The following is a 16,316-nucleotide window of genomic DNA, read 5'->3' on the forward strand; positions in this document are numbered from 1 at the left end:
CCCGTCAGGGATGCTGGTGCGTCGGCATCGTGCTCGCCGGTGCGCCGACGCGTGCGGCGCTCGAGCGCAGCGCGAGCCAGGCGACGAGCCCGGCGAGCGCGGCGGTGAGGGCGCCGATCCACGGCATCGCGTCGGACTGGCCGCCCGCGTACGGGGGCAGGGCGTCGGAGACGCTCATGCCCATCGCGAACTCCCACCACTGCAGCACGAGCAGCGCCGACACCGCGGGCGCAAGGGTGAGGGCCGCCGCGGCGGCGGCCCCGTGGCGACGCCGCAGGGCCGCCGCGCCGGCCACGACGACGCCGAGCGTGGCCACGACGCCCCAGGCGACGACCATCGGGATGCCGCCGTCCTCGCCCTGTCGCTCGAGCTCGGCGTAGATCACGTCGAGCGGGATGCCGGGGGCGAGCGTCATCGGCATCCACACGAGGCCGTCGAGCACGCCGACGGCGGTGACGGCGAGCGCGACGAGCGCGGCGCCCGCGACGGCTCCGACCGCGGGGCGGCGACGGGAGGTGCCGCGCAGCGCGAGCAGCACGCTGGCGAGCACGAGCACCGCGACGGGGAGGATGAGCACGAGGGGCCCGAAGGCGAAGGCGAACGTCTGCATGGCGGCAGCGATCGGCACCGCGAGCAGCGCGAGGGCACCGAGGAGCGCGAGCGGTCGGGCGGCGCTCGGGCGCGGCGCTGCGGCGGCGACCAGGAGGCCGAGGCCCACGACGATCCCCGCCAGCAGCACCGAGACGAGGGGTGCGGCCTGCCACCACGCGTCGACCGCCATCACGGTCGTCGCCATGGCACCGGCGGCAATCGCCGCGACGAGCCAGGGCACGGCCGCGAGCGCACGCGGATCACGCAGCGCCTCCCTCATGCCTCGACGGTATGCGTCGATGCGCGGATGCGCGTCGTCCGAGCGGATGAGCATCGCGCGGCCCGCGGCGTCACGATCGGCATCCCACGTCGATTCGGGCAAGGATAGCGATTCTTGCGGAGAGCGCAAGAGCGACGCGAATCCGTGGTGGACGGGGCGCATCCGGCCTGCGCTCCGTGGATAGCGTCGGAGCGTGCTCTCTCGCACATGATCGACGGTCGTGCCGTTCTCCGCTCCGCGGGGGCCAGCCAACCTCGGCACGACCGTCGATCAAGATCCGGGGTTCCTCGGCGCACCCCGCTCGCCCGGTCGTGGCTGCGCATCCGCGCCCGGCCGCATGCCCGAGATGGCGCCTTGTCGCCCATGGCATCCGCGCACTGCGCAGGAGGAAGCGGTGCGGACTGGCGCTGAGGGGCTGCTCTGTCGCGAGTGAGGTGAAGGCTCCTGGTCGGTCCGCACCGCTTGGCTTGGCGACGAGGCTAGCCCCGCGGGCGCGCCGTCACAAGACCCTCATGCGTCGATCGGCGCGTCGCGCGAGGCGTCGTCCGACCCGCCGCGCGTGCGCGGATGCCGAATGCCCGGATGCTCGCCGGGGATCGAGCGGAAGAGCACGATGCCCGAGACGACGAGGCAGGCGGCGACGAGCGGATACGTCAGGGCGGCCTGGGCGAACGCGAGCGCCCCCGGCAGGTCGAGCAGGAACAGCGGCACGAAGACTGCGAGCCGCACGAGGTACTGCAGCACCCAGATCCACGACGCGCGCTGGTACGCGCGCAGCAGCACGGGGTCGTCGCGCCAGCGCGTGCGCGTGCCGACGACCGCGCCGACCACGACGCCGAGCAGCGGCCAGCGCACCACGATCGACCCGGCCCAGGCGAGCGCGCTCGCGCCGTTCGACAGCAGGCGCAGCAGGAAGAAGTCGCTCGCGTCGCCGGTGCGCAGGGCGATGAGCGCGGCGACGAGCACGGCGAGCAGGCCCACGATCACCGCACGGGGGCGGCGGCCCTGGGCGAGCCCCACGACGGCGAGCGCGAGGCTCGCCGCGACGGCGGCCCCGCATCCCCACCACAGCGCCTGCGTGCCGGGCAGCGCGCCGCCGCCGACCCAGCCGACGAGGAAGGCAGCGGGTGGGATGCTCGCCTCGAGGGCCGCACGGCGCCCGCCGAGGAGGTCGGCCAGCGACTCGCGCTGCGGAGCCGCCTGCAGCGCATCGTCCCCGTGGCGCTGCGACATGAGGCAAGCCTAACTTCGTGCTCCGGGGTCGACGACGGGAGGCGGCGGACGGGGTCCATCCTCCGGCGGATGCCGACGCTCGGCCGTGCGTCGAAGGGATGACGCGGGCCCGGCCGTGTCTCCGTAGCGTCACGGGCATGGGACGCACGAAGCCGGGCGACGGCAGGCCGCTGCGCCCGATGCGGCACATCCAGTTCCTCTGGCGCACCCAGCTCGGCATCGACCACGCAGGATCGCGGTGGGTCGTCGAGCAGGACGGCGGCGACCTCGAGGAGCGCATCGAGCTGTACCGCGACGGCGTGCAGGTGGCGAGGGCGACGAGCCCCGCGCGCTTCGAGGTGCCGGACGGGCGGATCGAGGCGAGGATCGTCTCGGGTCAGGTGCGCAGGGCGCGGCTCGTCACCGCCGCCGGCGCGACGCGCATGACGCCAGAGCGCGGCACGGCCGAGCACGGGCGTGCGCGCCTCGCGGAGCGCTTCCCCGTCGCGAGCGGCATCGTCGCGGCTGCATCGTTCACGATCGTCGTCGTCGCGGCCATCCTCGAGCTGCCGCAGCTGCTGCAGGTCGTCACGCACGTCGAGATCGTGCGGGAGCACCTCGGATGGACGTTCACGTCGCCGATCCGGCTCTCGGCCGCCGCGAACACGGTCATCACGGTCGCAGGCGTCGTGGCGTCGGTCGAGCGCGGCTGGCGCTTCCGCCACATCCCGGGCATCGACGCATGACGTGACGCGGGCTAGGCGCTCGTCGACCACCCCGTCGGGCCGGCACTGCCGGCGGGGTACTCGTCGATCGGCGCCTCGTCGCGCGACCACGCGCGCAGCACGGGCTCGACGATGCGCCAGCACTCCTCGGCCGCGTCCGCTCGCACCGCGAGGCGCGGGTCGCCATCGAGGATCGACGCGAGCACCTCGCCGTACGGCTCGAGCTGCCCGCCGCCGAGCTCGCCGCGCAGCACCGACTGCTCGAGGGTGAACGGGTCGCCCTTGCCGTTCGTCGTGAGGTGCAGCGCGAACGAGTCGGGGCGGAAGTCGAGCACGAGCCGGTCGGGCGCGTTGCGCCCGCCGAAGCCGCGCGGCACGTGCGCCGGCTCGCGGAAGTGCACGATCGCCTGCTTGCGGATGCGCCCCATGGCCTTGCCGCTGCGCAGCACGAACGGCACGCCCGCCCAACGCTGGTTGTCGACGTGCACCGTGACCTCGGCGAGCGTCTCGGTGCGACGTGCGGCATCCACGCCGTCCTCGCCGACGTAGTCGGGCACCTCGCGCTCGCCGATCGCTCCGGCCGTGTACCGGGCGCGGCGCGCGTCGTGCACGGGATCGACGACGCGCGCGGCGCGCAGCACCTGCCCGATCGCGTCGCGCAGATCGCGCGCGTCGACGGATGCGGGCGGCTCGAGGGCGACGATCGCCAGCACCTGCAGCAGGTGGCTCTGGATCATGTCGCGCAGCGCGCCCGCCGCGTCGTAGTAGCCGGCGCGGCCCTCGAGGGCCACGGTCTCGTCGTAGAGGATCTCGACGCGCTCGATGGAGTCGCGATCCCACAGCGGCGCGAGGATGCGGTTCGCGAAGCGCATGCCGAGCAGGTTGAGCACCGTGTAGAGGCCGAGGAAGTGGTCGATGCGGAAGATCTGATCCTCGGGCACGATGCGCTGCACGAGAGCGTTGAGCTCGCGCGCCTCGTCGAGGCTCGAGCCGAACGGCTTCTCGATCGCGAGGATCGCACCCTCCGGCGCACCGACCTCGGCGAGCGCCTCGCACACCATGCGGCTCACGGCGGGAGGCAGCGCGAAGTAGAGCACGAGACGATCGCACTCGATGCTCGCGAGCATCTCGCGCAGCGCCGCGGGGTCGGTGGCGTCGCCGGCGACGTAGCGGGTCGTCGCGACGACGTGCTGCGCGGACGCGCCGAGCTCGCCCGCGGCATCCATCGCCGTCTGCACGCGGGTGCGCCATTCGTCCTGCCCGAGGTCGCGCAGGTCGGCGCCGACGATCTCGAGGCTGCGCCGCGGCTGCGCCCGCAGCAGCGTCGCGATGCCGGGCAGCAGCAGCCGCGACGTGAGGTCGCCGGATGCGCCGAGGATGACGAGGGTCGTGCGGTCGGACGCCATGGCTCCACTCTCGCACGCGGGCGGTCGGCCGCCCCGGGCGTTGCGCGCCGCGCGGATGCGACGATCGTGCGACGACCCTGGCGGATCGACGAAGTGGGCTATACCATTTCTCCATCCGCATCGAGAGGAGACCCCATGGGCGTCTTCGAGGACATCGTCCGCACCATCACCGACAACCTCTTCAGCCAGGTCGCCATCCTCATCGGCCTCATCGCGCTCATCGGGCTCGCGCTGCAGCGCAAGCCGATCGAGGAGGTCGTCGCAGGCGGCATGCGCGCCACGATCGGCGTCGTCATCCTGAACATCGGCATCGACCTCTTCGTCGGCGGCCTCGTCGCCTTCCAGGCCATCGTGTCGAGCGCCATGGGGCTCGAGCCCCCAGCCGCCGAGTCGACGCTCGCCGAGTTCAACGCGGGCCCGGGATCGGTCGTGCCGCTCATCATCGCCGGCGGCTTCCTCGTGCACCTCGTCATCGTGCGCATCTTCCCCGCGGCGCGATTCGTGTACCTCACGGGCCACCTCATGTACTGGATGGCCGTCGTGCTCGCGGCGACGATCGTCGAGGCCTTCGGCGAGGTCGACCGCTGGATCGTCGCAGGCGCGGGCGCCGTCATCATCGGCTGCTACTGGGTGCTGCAGCCGCTGTGGACGCAGCCGCTCATGCGCCGCGTCATGGGCGACGACGCCGTGGGCCTCGCGCACACGACCTCGACCCTCGCGCTCGCGGCGGGCTACGGCGCCCGCTCGCTGCGCCTCGGCGACCCCGTGCGCCACGACTCCGAGCGCCTGCGGCTGCCGAAGGCGCTGTCGTTCTTCAAGGACATCACCGTCTCGACCGCGTTCGTGACCGGCCTCATCATGCTCGTCGCCATCGCGTTCGCGGACGCGGCGATCGTCGAGGAGCAGATGGCCGGCTCCGCGGTGCTGCCGTGGGTCTGGGGCCTGCTGCAGGCGCTGCGCTTCGCCGCCGGCATCGCGATCCTGCTCTTCGGGGTGCGCATGTTCCTCGCCGAGATCGTGCCCGCCTTCCGCGGCCTGTCCGAGAAGGTGCTGCCCGGCACGAAGCCGGCCCTCGACATCCCCGTCACGTTCACGAAGGCGCCGACGTCGGTGATGGTCGGCTTCCTGACCTCCACGGTCGTCTTCCTCATCCTCATGGGCGTCTTCGCCCTCGCCGGATGGTTCGTGCTCGTGCCGCCCATGATCATGCTGTTCTTCGGCGGTGGCGCGGGCGGCGTCTTCGGCAACGCCGTCGCCGGCTGGCGCGGCGCCGTCTTCGGCGGCGTGCTGAACGGCGTCGTGCTCGCGTTCGGCCAGTGGATCGGCTGGGGCCTGTACGGCTCGACGGCTCCCGAGCTCGCGACGCTCGCCGACCCCGACTGGTACGCCGTCGGCTGGATCCTGCTCGGCCTCGGCTCGCTGCTGGCACCGCTCGGTGCGGCCGGCGTGTGGATCATCGCCGGCGCCGTCCTCGCCATCACCGTCGTCGTCCTCGTCGTGCTCGGGCGACGCGGAGGCGGACGCCAGGTGCATGAGGCGGCGGAGCCCGCGCCCGTGCTCGTCGGCGCCGACGGCCAGCCGGGCGCGACCGGCACCGCGCCCGCGCTCGCGCGAGACGCCGCAGCCGACGCCGCCCGGCCGGCCGAGCTGCGCGTGCTCGCCGTCTGCGGCGCCGGCATGGGCTCGAGCCTCATCCTGCGCACCACCGCCGAGGCGGCGCTCGCCGACCTCGGCGTGCCCGCGCGCCTCGACCACACCGACGTCTCGTCGGCGCGCAGCGCCACCGCCGACGTCGTCGTGGCGCAGGCGACCTACCTCGGCGAGCTCGGCGAGCTCGCCCCCGTCATGGTGCCGATCGACTCGTTCGTCGACCGCGCCCACGTGCAGGAGCGCCTCGCAGCGGCGCTCAGGAAGCAGGGATGGCTGTGATCGACGATGTGCTGGACCACCTCCGAGGGGTCGTCGCCGACGCCGCCGACGGCATCCACCAGACGGCGGATGCGATCGTCGCGACCGGGCGCGCGGGCGGGCTCGTGCGGCCGGCGGGCGCCGGGCACTCGCTCGCTGCGGTGCTCGAGACGTTCTTCCGGGCAGGCGGCCTCGCGTTCGTGCGACCGCTGTGGCACGAGCGCGTGCTGCCGTTCGCAGGCGCGTCGGCCGCGACGACGTCGGAGCGCGAGCCGGGCCTCGGGCGCGGCGTCGCCGACGCCGCGGGCATCGAGGCGCGCGACACGATCGTGGTCTTCTCGAACTCGGGCGCGAACCCGTACCCGATCGAGATCGCGCAGGCAGGCGCCGACGCGGGGGCGACCGTCGTGGCCCTCACGTCGCGCGCGTCGAACGCCGCCGCCCCCACCGATCGCGCCCCCGTGCGGCTCGTCGACGTCGCATCCATCGTGCTCGACACGCAGGTGCGCCCCGGCGACGCGTCGTGGCCGCTCGACGCACCTGTGACGGCCCCGACGTCGAGCCTCGTCACGACGGCGCTGTGGACGGCGATCCTGCGCGAGGTGCACGACCGGTGGCCGGACGCACCGCGCTGGCGCTCGGCGAACGTCGCCGGATCGGACGGCGCCAACCAGGCGCTGTTCGACGCGCTCGTGCAGCGCATCCCCGAGCTGCGCTGAGACCGGGCGGCGCGCTCGCTCGGGTGCCGAGAGGGTGCCGGCCGGGAGGCTCGGACGCCCCGCCGGCGGCCGGCTCAGCGCGCGCGCAGCGCGCTGCGCGCCGAGCCGTCGGCCGTGACCGGGGCGATGCTCGCCGACAGCTCGAAGCGATCCCCCGGGTAGGTCGAGACGGTGTGCTCGACGACGACGCCTGCGGCGATCGACGTGCGCACGAGCTCGAGCACCGCGCCCTGGTCGGCGAGCTCGAGGATGGCCGCATCGCCCGGGTCGACGAGCGCCGCCCGGATGGTCTCGTGCCCCGCGTCGAAGCGGATGCCGTGCTCGCGGTCGAGGATCTCGTACAGCGAGCCGGCCGCGAGGTCGGCGTCGAGGATGCCGGGGACGGCCGCGTCGAGGAGCGTCGTGCGCTCGATCGCGAAGGGCGCGCCGTCGGCGAGACGCAGGCGCTCGACGCGCACGAGCGCCTCGCCCACCGCGATGCCGAACACGCTCGCGAGCTCGGCGTCGGCGACGAGGTGCCTCGCATCCAGCAGCCGCGACGACGGCTGCAGCCCGCGCGCGCGCATGTCCTCGGTGAAGCTCGTGAGCATGAGCGGCAGGCTCACCGCCGGCCTGGCGACGAACGTGCCGCGCCCCACCTCGCGCCGCAGCAGCCCCTCCGCCTCGAGGGCATCGAGCGCCTTGCGCGCCGTCATGCGGGAGACGCCGGAGTCGTCCGCGAGCGCGCGCTCGCTCGGCACGGATGCGCCGATCGGCAGGTCGGCGATGAGGCCTCGGAGATGGTCGACGAGGCGCTGGTACTTGGGTCGCGCGTCGGCCATGCCTCGATCCTCGCACCCGGGGGTACCCTCGGGTCCATGCACGGATCGCTCGCGACGCCCATCGGGTGGATGGAGGTCGTCGGCGGCGCACCCGCCGACCTCGGGTAGCCGCGTCCGCCGAGTCCCTCGGCGTGCGACGCGACGCGGGCCGACCTCCGGCTCGCGTGAGCCGCTCGGCTCGACACCCACCTCATCCGAGGTCCGCGACCGCGGACCCAGCAGCGAACCGGACCATCCATGCAGCCCATCGATGGCGCGCTCGTGCGCGCCTCCTTCGTCAACGTCTCCAAGAAGGAGCGGACGAGCATCCCCATGCCCGACCTCGACCGCGACTGGCAGCACGTCGAGTACCTCGGATGGCGCGACGCGAGACGCCCGCGCGTCGGCTTCGTCGTCGCCGAGGTCGACGGCGAGCACGTCGGCATCGCCCTGCAGCAGACCGAGGCGTCGGCCCGCACGCGGCCGCAGTGCTCGTGGTGCGAGGACGTGACCCTGCCGAACGACGTCGTGTCGTTCAACGCGCGCCGCTCCGGTGCGGCCGGCCGCAGGGGCGACTCGATCTCGACGCTCGCCTGCGCCGCGTTCGAGTGCCCCGTCAACGTGCGGACGCAGCCGACGGCACGCTACGTGGGCTTCGACGCGCAGGCGGCGATGGAGCGTCGCATCGCGGCGCTCGCCGAGCACGTCGAGGCGTTCGCGCGCGCGGTGCGCGACGGGCGCTGACGCGGCCCGCGCGTCAGCCGCGCGCCTCCGGACCCGCCTCGGCCCGACCGGCAGTCCTCGGTCGGACGGTGATCGAGCTGGGCCCGGGACCGGTCGGGAGCGGCAGCCGCTCCCGACCGGCGCGACGCGGGTGGGCCCCGACTACGCGCGCACGGGCTCCGGCGCGATCTGAGCGCGCGTCGGCGACTGGTTCACGTGCATGATCTCGCGCTGGTACGGCGCGACGACCTCGCGCGAGATGCGCAGGTCGAGCAGCAGGAAGCGGCGCGTCGACGCATCCTCGGCCGCCCACGTGCCGAGGCGCTCGAGGTCGTCGATCGTGCGTACGACGACGCCCTCCGCGCCGACCGCCGCGGCGAGGGCCGCGAAGTCGACCTCGGGGATGAGCATGGGCGGCTCGGCGAGGCCCTTGCCGCCGTAGAGCGTGGTCTCGGCGGCGTACGCCGCGTCGTTCCACACGGTCGCGACGCCGCGGCCGCCCGCGACGCGCACGGCCGACTCGAGGTCGGCGAGCGCCATGAGGCCACCGCCGTCGCCCGTCGCGAGCACGATCGTCGCGTCCGGATGCGCGACGGCCGCACCGGGCACCGACGGGAACCCGAGGCCGATCGACTGGTACGCCGTGCCCACCATGTGGTGACGGTCGGGCGACGCGACCGGCCAGTGCATGTTCGACCAGCCGAGGAAGTGCCCGCCGTCGGAGACGACGACGCGGTCCTCCGGCAGCAGCTCGGCGATGCGCGCGGCGGCCGTGCGCGGATCGAGCCTGCCGTCGGCTGCGAGCCCGTCGCCGCGCTCCCGACGGCGGGCGGCGACCGCATCCACCGACTCGCGCCAGCCTCCGGCCGGCTCCTCGAGCTGCGCGAGCGTCGACGCGATCGCGGCGAGCGTCAGACGCGCGTCGCCGTGCACGAACGTGTCGACGCGAGGATGCGTCGCAGCCTGTGCGACGTCGACCTGCACGACATGCGCGTCGGCTCCGAAGAGCGCGCCGAAGCGCATCGTGAACTGGTTGAGGGAGGCGCCGACGACGAGCGCGACGTCGGCCTGCTGGACGAGCGCCATCGCAGCATCCGCCCCGAACCCGCCTGCGACGCCCAGGTCGTGCTCGTCGCGGGCGACGAGGCCGCGGCCGAGGGCCGACGCCGTCGTCAGCGCGCCCACGGCATCGGCCACGGCGTCGACCGCTGCGCCCGCATCCGCGAGCCACGCGCCGCGACCCGTGAGGATCACCGGGCGCTCCGCACAGGCGAGCAGGCGGGCGACGGCGTCGACCTCGGATGCTGCGGGCGGCACGGGCGCTGGCAGCCGCACGTCGCGGAGGGCCGGCAGCGGCCCGGCGTCGACCGTCGCCACGTCGTAGGGGATCGCGACGACGACGGCCGTGCGGTGGGCGAGCGCGTGCTCGATGGCGTCGAGCGTCGCGCCCGCGGGGTCGCCGAGCCCCACGACCCAGGTGCGTGCGCCCACGGCGGCGGCGAGCGCCACCTGGTCGACGTCCCACGGGCGAGCGCCCGTCGTGGGCTCGTCGCCGACGACGAGCACGAGCGGCACGCGCGCCTGCACGGCCTCGGCGAGGGGCGTGAGCGTGTTCGTGAATCCGGCGCCGTACGTGGCGGTCGCGGCGGCGAGGCGGCCGGATGCGCGATGGTGCACGTCGGCGGCGACGACGCCGCCCGCCTCGTGCCGCACGGCGACGAACGAGGCGTCGGTGTCGCGCTCGATGGCGTCGAGCAGGTAGGCGTTGCCGTTGCCCATGACGCCGAAGACGGCGTCGACGTGGGCGGCGAGGGCGTGCGCGACGTGCGCGGAGACGATGGGCATGGTGGCCTCTCGAGAGCAGTGACGGATGGATTCCGTATGTGTCTCGCCGCGCACCATGCCGGTGGAGCGGATCAGCGCCCCTTTGTCGAGCGCCGGCTGCCTCGTCGCAGCCTGACCGCAGCATGCTACTCCGCGGAGCGCCGTCCGGCGCGGGCAGCGCACGGATGCGCACGGAGCGGGCTCAGGATGGCTCCTCGCGGCCCGAGGCCCGCTCGGCGCGCATCTGCGCGGTCGGGGCGCTCGGGACGGGCCGCGCACGCGACGACGCCGCCGGTCGCGGGATGCGACCGGCGGCGTCGAGCGTGCAGGCGGGCGGCTACCAGACGGTGCCGCCACCGACCGAGATGCCGCCCCACGTCAGGGCGATGAAGATCGCGGCGAACACGACGGGCGCGATGCCCTTGCCGCCGCGGGCGAGGCCCTTGAAGAGGCCGATGACGGCGAGCACCGCGGCGACGACCGAGAGGCCGCCGCCGAGGATGAGGCCGATGAAGAGCGGGATGGGCATGAGCAGCAGGCCTGCGAGCCCGATCCAGAAGGCGAACCATGCCGTGGGGTTCGCACGGCGAGCAGAGGTCGTGGTCATGCATCCATGCTGGTCCGCCAACCTTGCAGCGAGCCTGGGATGGGCGCCCGGTTCGCGCTCGGCGCAGCGCCGTCAGCTGCTCGTGGAGGTGATGATCGGCACCGTCATCGCCACGATCATCGCCGTCTGCATCGCCTCGACGGCCTTCCGCACCGTCTCGCTCGACCACGAGCCGAGCGCGAGCGCGTCGGCGTGCGACGTGAGGGGCGCGCGCTCGAGGTCGGGGAAGACCTTCGGCAGCGCCTTCGCGCCGTGGAGGATCGCGAGCGCCGCGACGAGGTGCTCGTCGGCGGGCGTCGGCTGCTCGCCCTGCAGGAGGGCGCGCGCACGCGCCTGCATCGCGTCCTCGCGCTCGGTGCGGGCGCCGCGCTCGTAGCGCTCGGCCCAGGCGATGCCGAGCCACCGCGTCTCCGAGTGGGCGAGCTGCCCGTCGGCGACGAGGTCGCCGAGCAGCTCGTCGCGCAGGCGAGCCGCCACCGAGCGCGAGCCGCCCCAGCCGACGACGCGCGTGAGCGCATCCGACGGGGCGCGCCCCTCGGCGTGCTCGACGAACGCCTCGAGCTGCGGCTCGACGACGGTCGTCGACGCCACGAACCGCCCGGGCTTCGTGCCCGTCGGCTCGCCCTCGCCCGCGAGGCGCAGGCGGCCGCGCACGACGAGCTCGGCGAGGCCGGCGCCGCCGAGGGCGTGCAGCAGCGTCGAGCCGTCGAGCACGGGCTTGCCGGATGCGTCGTCGAGCGCGAGGAGCAGCACGGTCTCGGGGATGGTCGCCTGGATGTCCATGCCTCGACGGTACGAACCCTCCCGGTGCCGCGCATCCGCCGCCGGGGGGACGTCGCGCGGCGGATGCGTCGGGCCGTGAGCCGGCGCGAGGTGCGCGCCCCGGCTCGGCCGCGTGCATCCCGAGGTCGACAGGGGGTGAACGGATGGTGAATGATCGACACCGATGCAGGAGCTCGCGATCCTCGTGATCGTCGTGCTCGTGGCCCTGGCGTTCGACTTCACGAACGGCTTCCACGACACGGCGAACGCCATGGCACCCTCGGTGGCGACCGGTGCCCTCAAGCCGAAGACGGCCGTCGCCCTCTCGGCGTCGCTCAACCTGGTCGGCGCGATGCTGTCGATCGAGGTCGCGCGCACCGTCGGCTCGGGCATCGTCGACCTCACGGGCGTCGACGGCGAGTCGCTCATGCTCATCGTGCTGTGCGGCCTCACCGGCGCGATCATCTGGAACGTGCTCACGTGGCTGTTCGGCCTGCCGTCGTCGTCGAGCCACTCGCTCTTCGGCGGTCTCATCGGCGCGACGGTCGCGGCGCTCGGCGTCACGGGCGTGCTGTGGGGCGGCGTCGCGCAGAAGATCCTCATCCCCGCGCTGCTCGCGCCCGTCATCGCAGGCTTCGTCGCCTTCACGGGCACGTGGATCGTGCACCGCGTGACGCGACGCATCTCGCAGCGCACCGAGCAGCGCGGCTTCCGCTGGGGCCAGATCGGCGCCGCATCGCTCATGTCGCTCGCGCACGGCACGAACGACGCCCAGAAGACGATGGGCGTCATCTTCCTCGCGCTCGTCGCCCACGGCACGCTCGACCCCGACGCCGACATGCCGCTGTGGATCCGCGTGGTGTGCGCGCTCGCGATCGCCGCGGGCACCTACATGGGCGGGTGGCGCGTCATCCGCACGCTCGGCAAGGGCATCGTCGACATCTCGCCCCGCCAGGGCATGTCGGCCGACTTCTCCAGCGCCTCGATCATCCTCACCTCCTCGCACCTGGGCCTGCCGCTGTCGACGACGCATGTGGCATCGGGATCGGTCATCGGCTCGGGCATGGCGCGCACGGATGCGACGGTGCGCTGGTCGGTCGCGCGCAAGATGCTCCTCGCGTGGATCGTGACGCTGCCTGCCGCGGGCGCGGTGGGCGCGGCGTGCTTCCTCGTCGCCGGGCTCTTCGGCCACCTGTGGGGCGCGATCGTCGTCACCGCGGTGCTCATCGTGGCGTGCGCGGCGATGTGGCTGCGCTCGCGGGCGTCGCACGTCGACCACGCGAACGTCGCCGAGGACTGGGACGCGATGCCCAAGGAGGAGCGCAAGGAGGCGAAGCGCGAGCGCAAGCGCGCGATCGACCGCGAGCTCTCGACCGTCGCGTCGGGCATCGCGCCGGTCGCGAAGCCGCGCAAGCGCCGCCGCCCGAAGGACGGTGCATGATGTTCGACCTCTCGGCCCTGCTCGTCTCGATCGTCTCGGTGCTCGTCGTGGGCCTCGTGCTCGGCGCGGGCATCCCCACGATCTACGCGCTCGGCGCGCGGCAGCTCGAGCAGGCGACGACGCGTGCGAAGGTGCTCGGCTGGTCGGCGATGGCGGTGTGCGTGCTCCTCGCCGCGGCCGGCATCGTGCTCATCGTGTGGGGCAAGGCGCTCTTCGGCATCTGACGCGCTCCTCGTCGCGAGGACCGCACCGCGCCCCGGGAGCATCCGCATCCGCCGCCGATGTGATGTGCTGAGAGCATGACGCACGCGCTGCACATCACGGGCGACGAGGTCGCCGACCGCCTCCTGAGCGACGACCCGTTCGCCCTGCTCACGGGCATGCTGCTCGATCAGCAGATCACGATGGAGGCGGCGTTCGCGGGCCCCGCGAAGCTGCGCGACCGCATCGGCGACCTCGACCCCGCCCGCATCGCCGGCATGGAGCAGGATGCGTTCAAGGAGGTCATGGCCGAGCGCCCCGCCGTGCACCGCTTCCCCGGGTCGATGGCCGGCCGCGTGCAGGATCTCGCCCGCGCCGTCGTCGACGAGTGGGGTGGCGACGCCGCGGCGATCTGGACGCGGGGCGAGCCCGACGGCGCCGAGGTGCTGCGCCGTCTGCAGGCGCTCCCGGGCTTCGGCGACCAGAAGGCGCGCATCTTCCTCGCGCTGCTCGGCAAGCAGCGCGGCTTCGACGGCGCCGGGTGGCGGGATGCCGCGGGCGCGTACGGCGAGGAGGGCGCGTACCGCTCGGTGGCCGACATCGTCGACGCGGAGTCGCTCACGAAGGTGCGCGCGACGAAGCAGGCGGCGAAGGCTGCCGCGAAGGCGGCGAAGGCTGCGAAGGCGTGAGCGCCGAGCCCGTCGCGGAGCCGGCGTGGATCCCGGCGCGGCAGCGGCCCGCGGTCGCCGACCCGGCGACGCAGCCCGCCGACGTCGCCGCGGTGGTGCCGCATCCCGCATCCGCCCCGACGATGGTGCTCGTGCCTGGCAGGCACCACCTGCTCACGACGTTCCAGGTCGAGGCGCTGCGTCGCATCCTGGCGGGGGAGGAGCACGACGAGGCGGGCGTGCCGATCGTGCCTGCACCGGATGCCGTGGTCGTGTGGGCGGTGACGAGCGCCAATCGCGCATCGACGCGGCGCAACCCCTTCCCCGGCCATCGACGCGAGGCGGCGATCGAGATCCTCGCGCACGTCGAGGGCATCGCATCGGTCGTGGTGCCCGTCGTCGACGTGCCGCCCACCGACCGGTTCGCCGAGCTCACGCTCAAGGCCGTCGAGCATGCGACGGCGTCGCGGCTCGTGCCGACGCCCGAGACGGCGATCGTCGCATGCTCGACGGAGGCCGTCGCCGCGATGTACCGCGCGCTCGGCTACCGCATCGCCCCGCTCGAGGCCCGCACCGACGTCGCGCCGCCGTGGGCGCACCTCGACGCGCTCATGGCGTCGCAGCCGGGCGACGACGCATGGCGCGACGGCGTGCACCCGGCGAGCCTCGACATCGTCGACCGCTACGGCCTCGACGCGCTCGCTCGCATGGTCGCCGCCGACCCCGTGGTGGGCGACGAGGGCGGCCTGACCGCCACGCGGGACTATCGCTCGTACATGCGGTCGTTCGAGGATGCGGCGCAGCGCAAGTGGGCGCAGGCTCGGCCGTTCGTCGTGCCGGGGCGCATCGTCGACGTCGGATGCGCGACGGGCGGCATGCTCGAGCTCGCAGCACGCGAGCCGGCGCTCGCCGAGTCCGACCTCATCGGCATCGAGGTGGCGGCGCCGCTGTACGACGAGTGCGTGCACAAGCTGTCGCAGGGCGCGTTCGCGAACCCGAGCACGTACTTCTACCGGCGCAACATCATGGCCGGTGCGCTCTTCCCCGACCGGTCGATCGCGACGACGCTCACGTTCGCGCTCACGCACGAGATCGTCTCGTACGGCGACGGCATCCCGTCGCTCGAGCGCTTCGCCGCGGCGATCGCGGCGCAGACCGAGCCCGGGGGCGTGTGGATCAACTCCGACGTGTGCGGGCCCGCCGATCTCGACGCGCCCGTGCTGCTGCGCTTCGCCGACGGCGACGTGCGCACGCCGGCCGTGCGGCTGACGGGGTCGAACGCCGAGGTGGCGGCGGTGCTCGATGCGCTGCCGGTGGGCTCGCGCGTCGCGCAGTTCGCGCAGGACTTCCGCGCCGCGTCCGGCAGCGACTGGCCGTACGACGTCGTCGACGAGCGCACCATCGCGCTGCGCCAGGGCGACGCGATGGAGCTCATGACGAAGGTGCACTACACGGGCAACTGGCTGTCCGAGATGCACGAGCGCTTCTGCGCGCTGTCGTGGACCGACTGGGTCGCGCTCGTCGAGGCGGCGGGGCTCGAGGTCGACGAGCGGTCGGGGCCGTGGCGCAACGAGTGGATGGTCGAGCACCGCTTCGCGCCCGACGCCACCCTGCTCGCCCGCTCGGGCGACTCCATCCCCTGGCCGGACACGCACGTGCTGCTGGTGGCGCGCCGCCCGGCTGAGTCGATGTGAGGTTCTCGGCCCCTTCTGATGTCAGAAGGGGCCGAAAGCCTCAGAAGGGTTCGGGGTCAGGACTCCGCGCGCACGAGAGGCGGATGCAGCGTGGCCACGGGTCCGCGGCGGAAGAGGCGTGCGGGGCGTCCCGCGCCCTCGGCGATGGTGCCGCCCGTCGGCTCGACGAAGCCGGGCGTGCCCGTGACCTTGCGGTGGAAGTTGCGGGGATCGATCGCGACGCCCCAGACGGCCTCGTAGACGGCGCGCAGCTGCGCGACCGTGAACTCCGGCGGGCAGAACGCGGCGGCCAGCGACGAGTACTCGAGCTTCGCGCGAGCGCGCTCGAGCCCATCGGCGACGATCGTCGCGTGGTCGAACGCGAGCGGCACCTCGCCGCGGCCGACGGCATCCATCGGCCACCACCGGGCGCCGGCGGCGTCGGATCCGGCGGAGGGCTCGCCGAGGTCGGGCGCGAGCGCGAGCCACGCGACCGACACGACGTGCCCGCGCGGGTCGCGGCCGGGGGCGCCGTAGGTGCGCAGCTGCTCGAGGTGGATGCCGTGGGTCACCCCGGTCTCCTCGGCGAGCTCGCGGTAGGCGGCCGCGTCGAGATCCTCGTCGTCGAGCACGAAGCCGCCCGGCAGCGCCCATGCCCCGGCGTGCGGCTCGATGCCGCGCTCGACGAGCAGCACGTGCAGCGTGCGGTCGCGGATGGTGAGCACGACGAGGTCGACGGCGACGCTCGCGACGGGGAGTTCGTCCACGACGGCAGC

16 protein-coding genes are annotated in these 16,316 nt (G+C 73.9%); 8 read left to right on the forward strand and 8 right to left on the reverse strand.

Annotated features, from left to right (window positions below):
- Positions 1 to 4: 4 nt before the first annotated feature.
- Both ACFQPP_RS03545 and ACFQPP_RS03550 read right to left on the reverse strand, forming a co-directional pair.
- Complete coding sequence (locus ACFQPP_RS03545) at positions 5 to 871, reverse strand: hypothetical protein (protein ID WP_376915136.1); 867 nt, start codon at positions 869 to 871, stop codon at positions 5 to 7.
- A 510-nt stretch (positions 872 to 1,381) separates the two neighbouring features.
- Entirely contained in the window at positions 1,382 to 2,104 is a 723-nt protein-coding gene (locus ACFQPP_RS03550) for a DUF3159 domain-containing protein (RefSeq protein ID WP_376915137.1), read from the reverse strand.
- Between the two features lie 137 nt (positions 2,105 to 2,241).
- Between ACFQPP_RS03550 and ACFQPP_RS03555 the strand changes: the two genes are divergently transcribed.
- Positions 2,242 to 2,829 (forward strand): hypothetical protein, encoded by a 588-nt coding sequence (locus tag ACFQPP_RS03555; RefSeq protein WP_376915138.1) that lies wholly within the window; start codon positions 2,242 to 2,244, stop codon positions 2,827 to 2,829.
- Between the two features lie 11 nt (positions 2,830 to 2,840).
- Here ACFQPP_RS03555 and ACFQPP_RS03560 read toward each other — a convergent pair whose 3' ends face one another.
- Positions 2,841 to 4,214, reverse strand: a complete 1,374-nt coding sequence (locus ACFQPP_RS03560; RefSeq protein WP_376915140.1) for a glucose-6-phosphate dehydrogenase — start codon at positions 4,212 to 4,214, stop codon at positions 2,841 to 2,843.
- A 135-nt stretch (positions 4,215 to 4,349) separates the two neighbouring features.
- Between ACFQPP_RS03560 and ACFQPP_RS03565 the strand changes: the two genes are divergently transcribed.
- Together ACFQPP_RS03565 and ACFQPP_RS03570 are read left to right on the forward strand one after the other, a co-directional pair.
- On the forward strand, positions 4,350 to 6,143 hold the full coding sequence (locus tag ACFQPP_RS03565) for a PTS transporter subunit IIC (protein WP_376915141.1): 1,794 nt from the start codon (positions 4,350 to 4,352) through the stop codon (positions 6,141 to 6,143).
- On the forward strand, positions 6,134 to 6,841 hold the full coding sequence (locus ACFQPP_RS03570) for a sugar isomerase domain-containing protein (protein ID WP_376915142.1): 708 nt from the start codon (positions 6,134 to 6,136) through the stop codon (positions 6,839 to 6,841). The genes ACFQPP_RS03565 and ACFQPP_RS03570 overlap by 10 nt, the downstream gene beginning before the upstream one ends.
- Positions 6,842 to 6,915: 74 nt before the next feature.
- Here the strand turns inward: ACFQPP_RS03570 and ACFQPP_RS03575 are convergent, their stop codons facing one another.
- Positions 6,916 to 7,662, reverse strand: coding sequence for a GntR family transcriptional regulator (locus ACFQPP_RS03575; RefSeq protein ID WP_376915143.1), 747 nt, complete (start codon positions 7,660 to 7,662; stop codon positions 6,916 to 6,918).
- 237 nt (positions 7,663 to 7,899) lie between these two features.
- Between ACFQPP_RS03575 and ACFQPP_RS03580 the strand changes: the two genes are divergently transcribed.
- The gene (locus ACFQPP_RS03580) at positions 7,900 to 8,385 is read left to right on the forward strand and encodes an FBP domain-containing protein (RefSeq protein WP_376915144.1); all 486 of its coding nucleotides are present in this window, start codon (positions 7,900 to 7,902) and stop codon (positions 8,383 to 8,385) included.
- 141 nt (positions 8,386 to 8,526) lie between these two features.
- Here ACFQPP_RS03580 and ACFQPP_RS03585 read toward each other — a convergent pair whose 3' ends face one another.
- The 3 genes from ACFQPP_RS03585 to ACFQPP_RS03595 all read right to left on the reverse strand — a co-directional run bounded on the left by ACFQPP_RS03585 (position 8,527) and on the right by ACFQPP_RS03595 (position 11,578).
- The gene (locus ACFQPP_RS03585) at positions 8,527 to 10,209 is read right to left on the reverse strand and encodes a thiamine pyrophosphate-binding protein (RefSeq protein WP_376915145.1); all 1,683 of its coding nucleotides are present in this window, start codon (positions 10,207 to 10,209) and stop codon (positions 8,527 to 8,529) included.
- 316 nt (positions 10,210 to 10,525) lie between these two features.
- A complete protein-coding gene (locus ACFQPP_RS03590) occupies positions 10,526 to 10,795 on the reverse strand; it encodes a hypothetical protein (RefSeq protein ID WP_376915146.1) in 270 nt (89 codons plus the stop codon).
- Between the two features lie 72 nt (positions 10,796 to 10,867).
- Positions 10,868 to 11,578 (reverse strand): GPP34 family phosphoprotein, encoded by a 711-nt coding sequence (locus ACFQPP_RS03595; RefSeq protein ID WP_376915147.1) that lies wholly within the window; start codon positions 11,576 to 11,578, stop codon positions 10,868 to 10,870.
- A 163-nt stretch (positions 11,579 to 11,741) separates the two neighbouring features.
- Here ACFQPP_RS03595 and ACFQPP_RS03600 point away from each other — a divergent pair, with 163 nt between their 5' ends.
- From ACFQPP_RS03600 to ACFQPP_RS03615, 4 genes are all read left to right on the forward strand, one after another.
- On the forward strand, positions 11,742 to 12,998 hold the full coding sequence (locus ACFQPP_RS03600; RefSeq protein WP_376915148.1) for an anion permease: 1,257 nt from the start codon (positions 11,742 to 11,744) through the stop codon (positions 12,996 to 12,998).
- Entirely contained in the window at positions 12,995 to 13,222 is a 228-nt protein-coding gene (locus ACFQPP_RS03605) for a hypothetical protein (protein ID WP_376915149.1), read from the forward strand. The genes ACFQPP_RS03600 and ACFQPP_RS03605 overlap by 4 nt, the downstream gene beginning before the upstream one ends.
- Before the next feature lie 75 nt (positions 13,223 to 13,297).
- Complete coding sequence (locus tag ACFQPP_RS03610; RefSeq protein ID WP_376915150.1) at positions 13,298 to 13,888, forward strand: HhH-GPD-type base excision DNA repair protein; 591 nt, start codon at positions 13,298 to 13,300, stop codon at positions 13,886 to 13,888.
- Positions 13,885 to 15,561 carry a class I SAM-dependent methyltransferase gene (locus ACFQPP_RS03615; protein WP_376915151.1) on the forward strand — a complete coding sequence of 559 codons (1,677 nt, stop codon included), beginning with the start codon at positions 13,885 to 13,887 and terminating at the stop codon, positions 15,559 to 15,561. Before ACFQPP_RS03610 ends, ACFQPP_RS03615 begins: the two co-directional genes overlap by 4 nt.
- A 56-nt stretch (positions 15,562 to 15,617) precedes the next feature.
- Here the strand turns inward: ACFQPP_RS03615 and ACFQPP_RS03620 are convergent, their stop codons facing one another.
- On the reverse strand, positions 15,618 to 16,307 hold the full coding sequence (locus ACFQPP_RS03620) for an NUDIX domain-containing protein (protein ID WP_376915152.1): 690 nt from the start codon (positions 16,305 to 16,307) through the stop codon (positions 15,618 to 15,620).
- Positions 16,308 to 16,316 lie beyond the last annotated feature (9 nt).

It is taken from the genome of Agrococcus sp. GCM10030265 (assembly GCF_042666675.1).
Taxonomy (GTDB): Bacteria; Actinomycetota; Actinomycetes; order Actinomycetales; family Microbacteriaceae; genus Agrococcus.

Bases quoted from the DNA above. Each gene is read 5' to 3' on its own strand.
- ACFQPP_RS03545 (WP_376915136.1), bottom strand. From the start codon at position 871: ATGAGGGAGGCGCTGCGTGATCCGCGTGCGCTCGCGGCCGTGCCCTGG.
- ACFQPP_RS03550 (WP_376915137.1), bottom strand. From the start codon at position 2,104: ATGTCGCAGCGCCACGGGGACGATGCGCTGCAGGCGGCTCCGCAGCGC.
- ACFQPP_RS03555 (WP_376915138.1), top strand. From the start codon at position 2,242: ATGGGACGCACGAAGCCGGGCGACGGCAGGCCGCTGCGCCCGATGCGG.
- ACFQPP_RS03560 (WP_376915140.1), bottom strand. From the start codon at position 4,214: ATGGCGTCCGACCGCACGACCCTCGTCATCCTCGGCGCATCCGGCGAC.
- ACFQPP_RS03565 (WP_376915141.1), top strand. From the start codon at position 4,350: ATGGGCGTCTTCGAGGACATCGTCCGCACCATCACCGACAACCTCTTC.
- ACFQPP_RS03570 (WP_376915142.1), top strand. From the start codon at position 6,134: ATGGCTGTGATCGACGATGTGCTGGACCACCTCCGAGGGGTCGTCGCC.
- ACFQPP_RS03575 (WP_376915143.1), bottom strand. From the start codon at position 7,662: ATGGCCGACGCGCGACCCAAGTACCAGCGCCTCGTCGACCATCTCCGA.
- ACFQPP_RS03580 (WP_376915144.1), top strand. From the start codon at position 7,900: ATGCAGCCCATCGATGGCGCGCTCGTGCGCGCCTCCTTCGTCAACGTC.
- ACFQPP_RS03585 (WP_376915145.1), bottom strand. From the start codon at position 10,209: ATGCCCATCGTCTCCGCGCACGTCGCGCACGCCCTCGCCGCCCACGTC.
- ACFQPP_RS03590 (WP_376915146.1), bottom strand. From the start codon at position 10,795: ATGACCACGACCTCTGCTCGCCGTGCGAACCCCACGGCATGGTTCGCC.
- ACFQPP_RS03595 (WP_376915147.1), bottom strand. From the start codon at position 11,578: ATGGACATCCAGGCGACCATCCCCGAGACCGTGCTGCTCCTCGCGCTC.
- ACFQPP_RS03600 (WP_376915148.1), top strand. From the start codon at position 11,742: ATGCAGGAGCTCGCGATCCTCGTGATCGTCGTGCTCGTGGCCCTGGCG.
- ACFQPP_RS03605 (WP_376915149.1), top strand. From the start codon at position 12,995: ATGATGTTCGACCTCTCGGCCCTGCTCGTCTCGATCGTCTCGGTGCTC.
- ACFQPP_RS03610 (WP_376915150.1), top strand. From the start codon at position 13,298: ATGACGCACGCGCTGCACATCACGGGCGACGAGGTCGCCGACCGCCTC.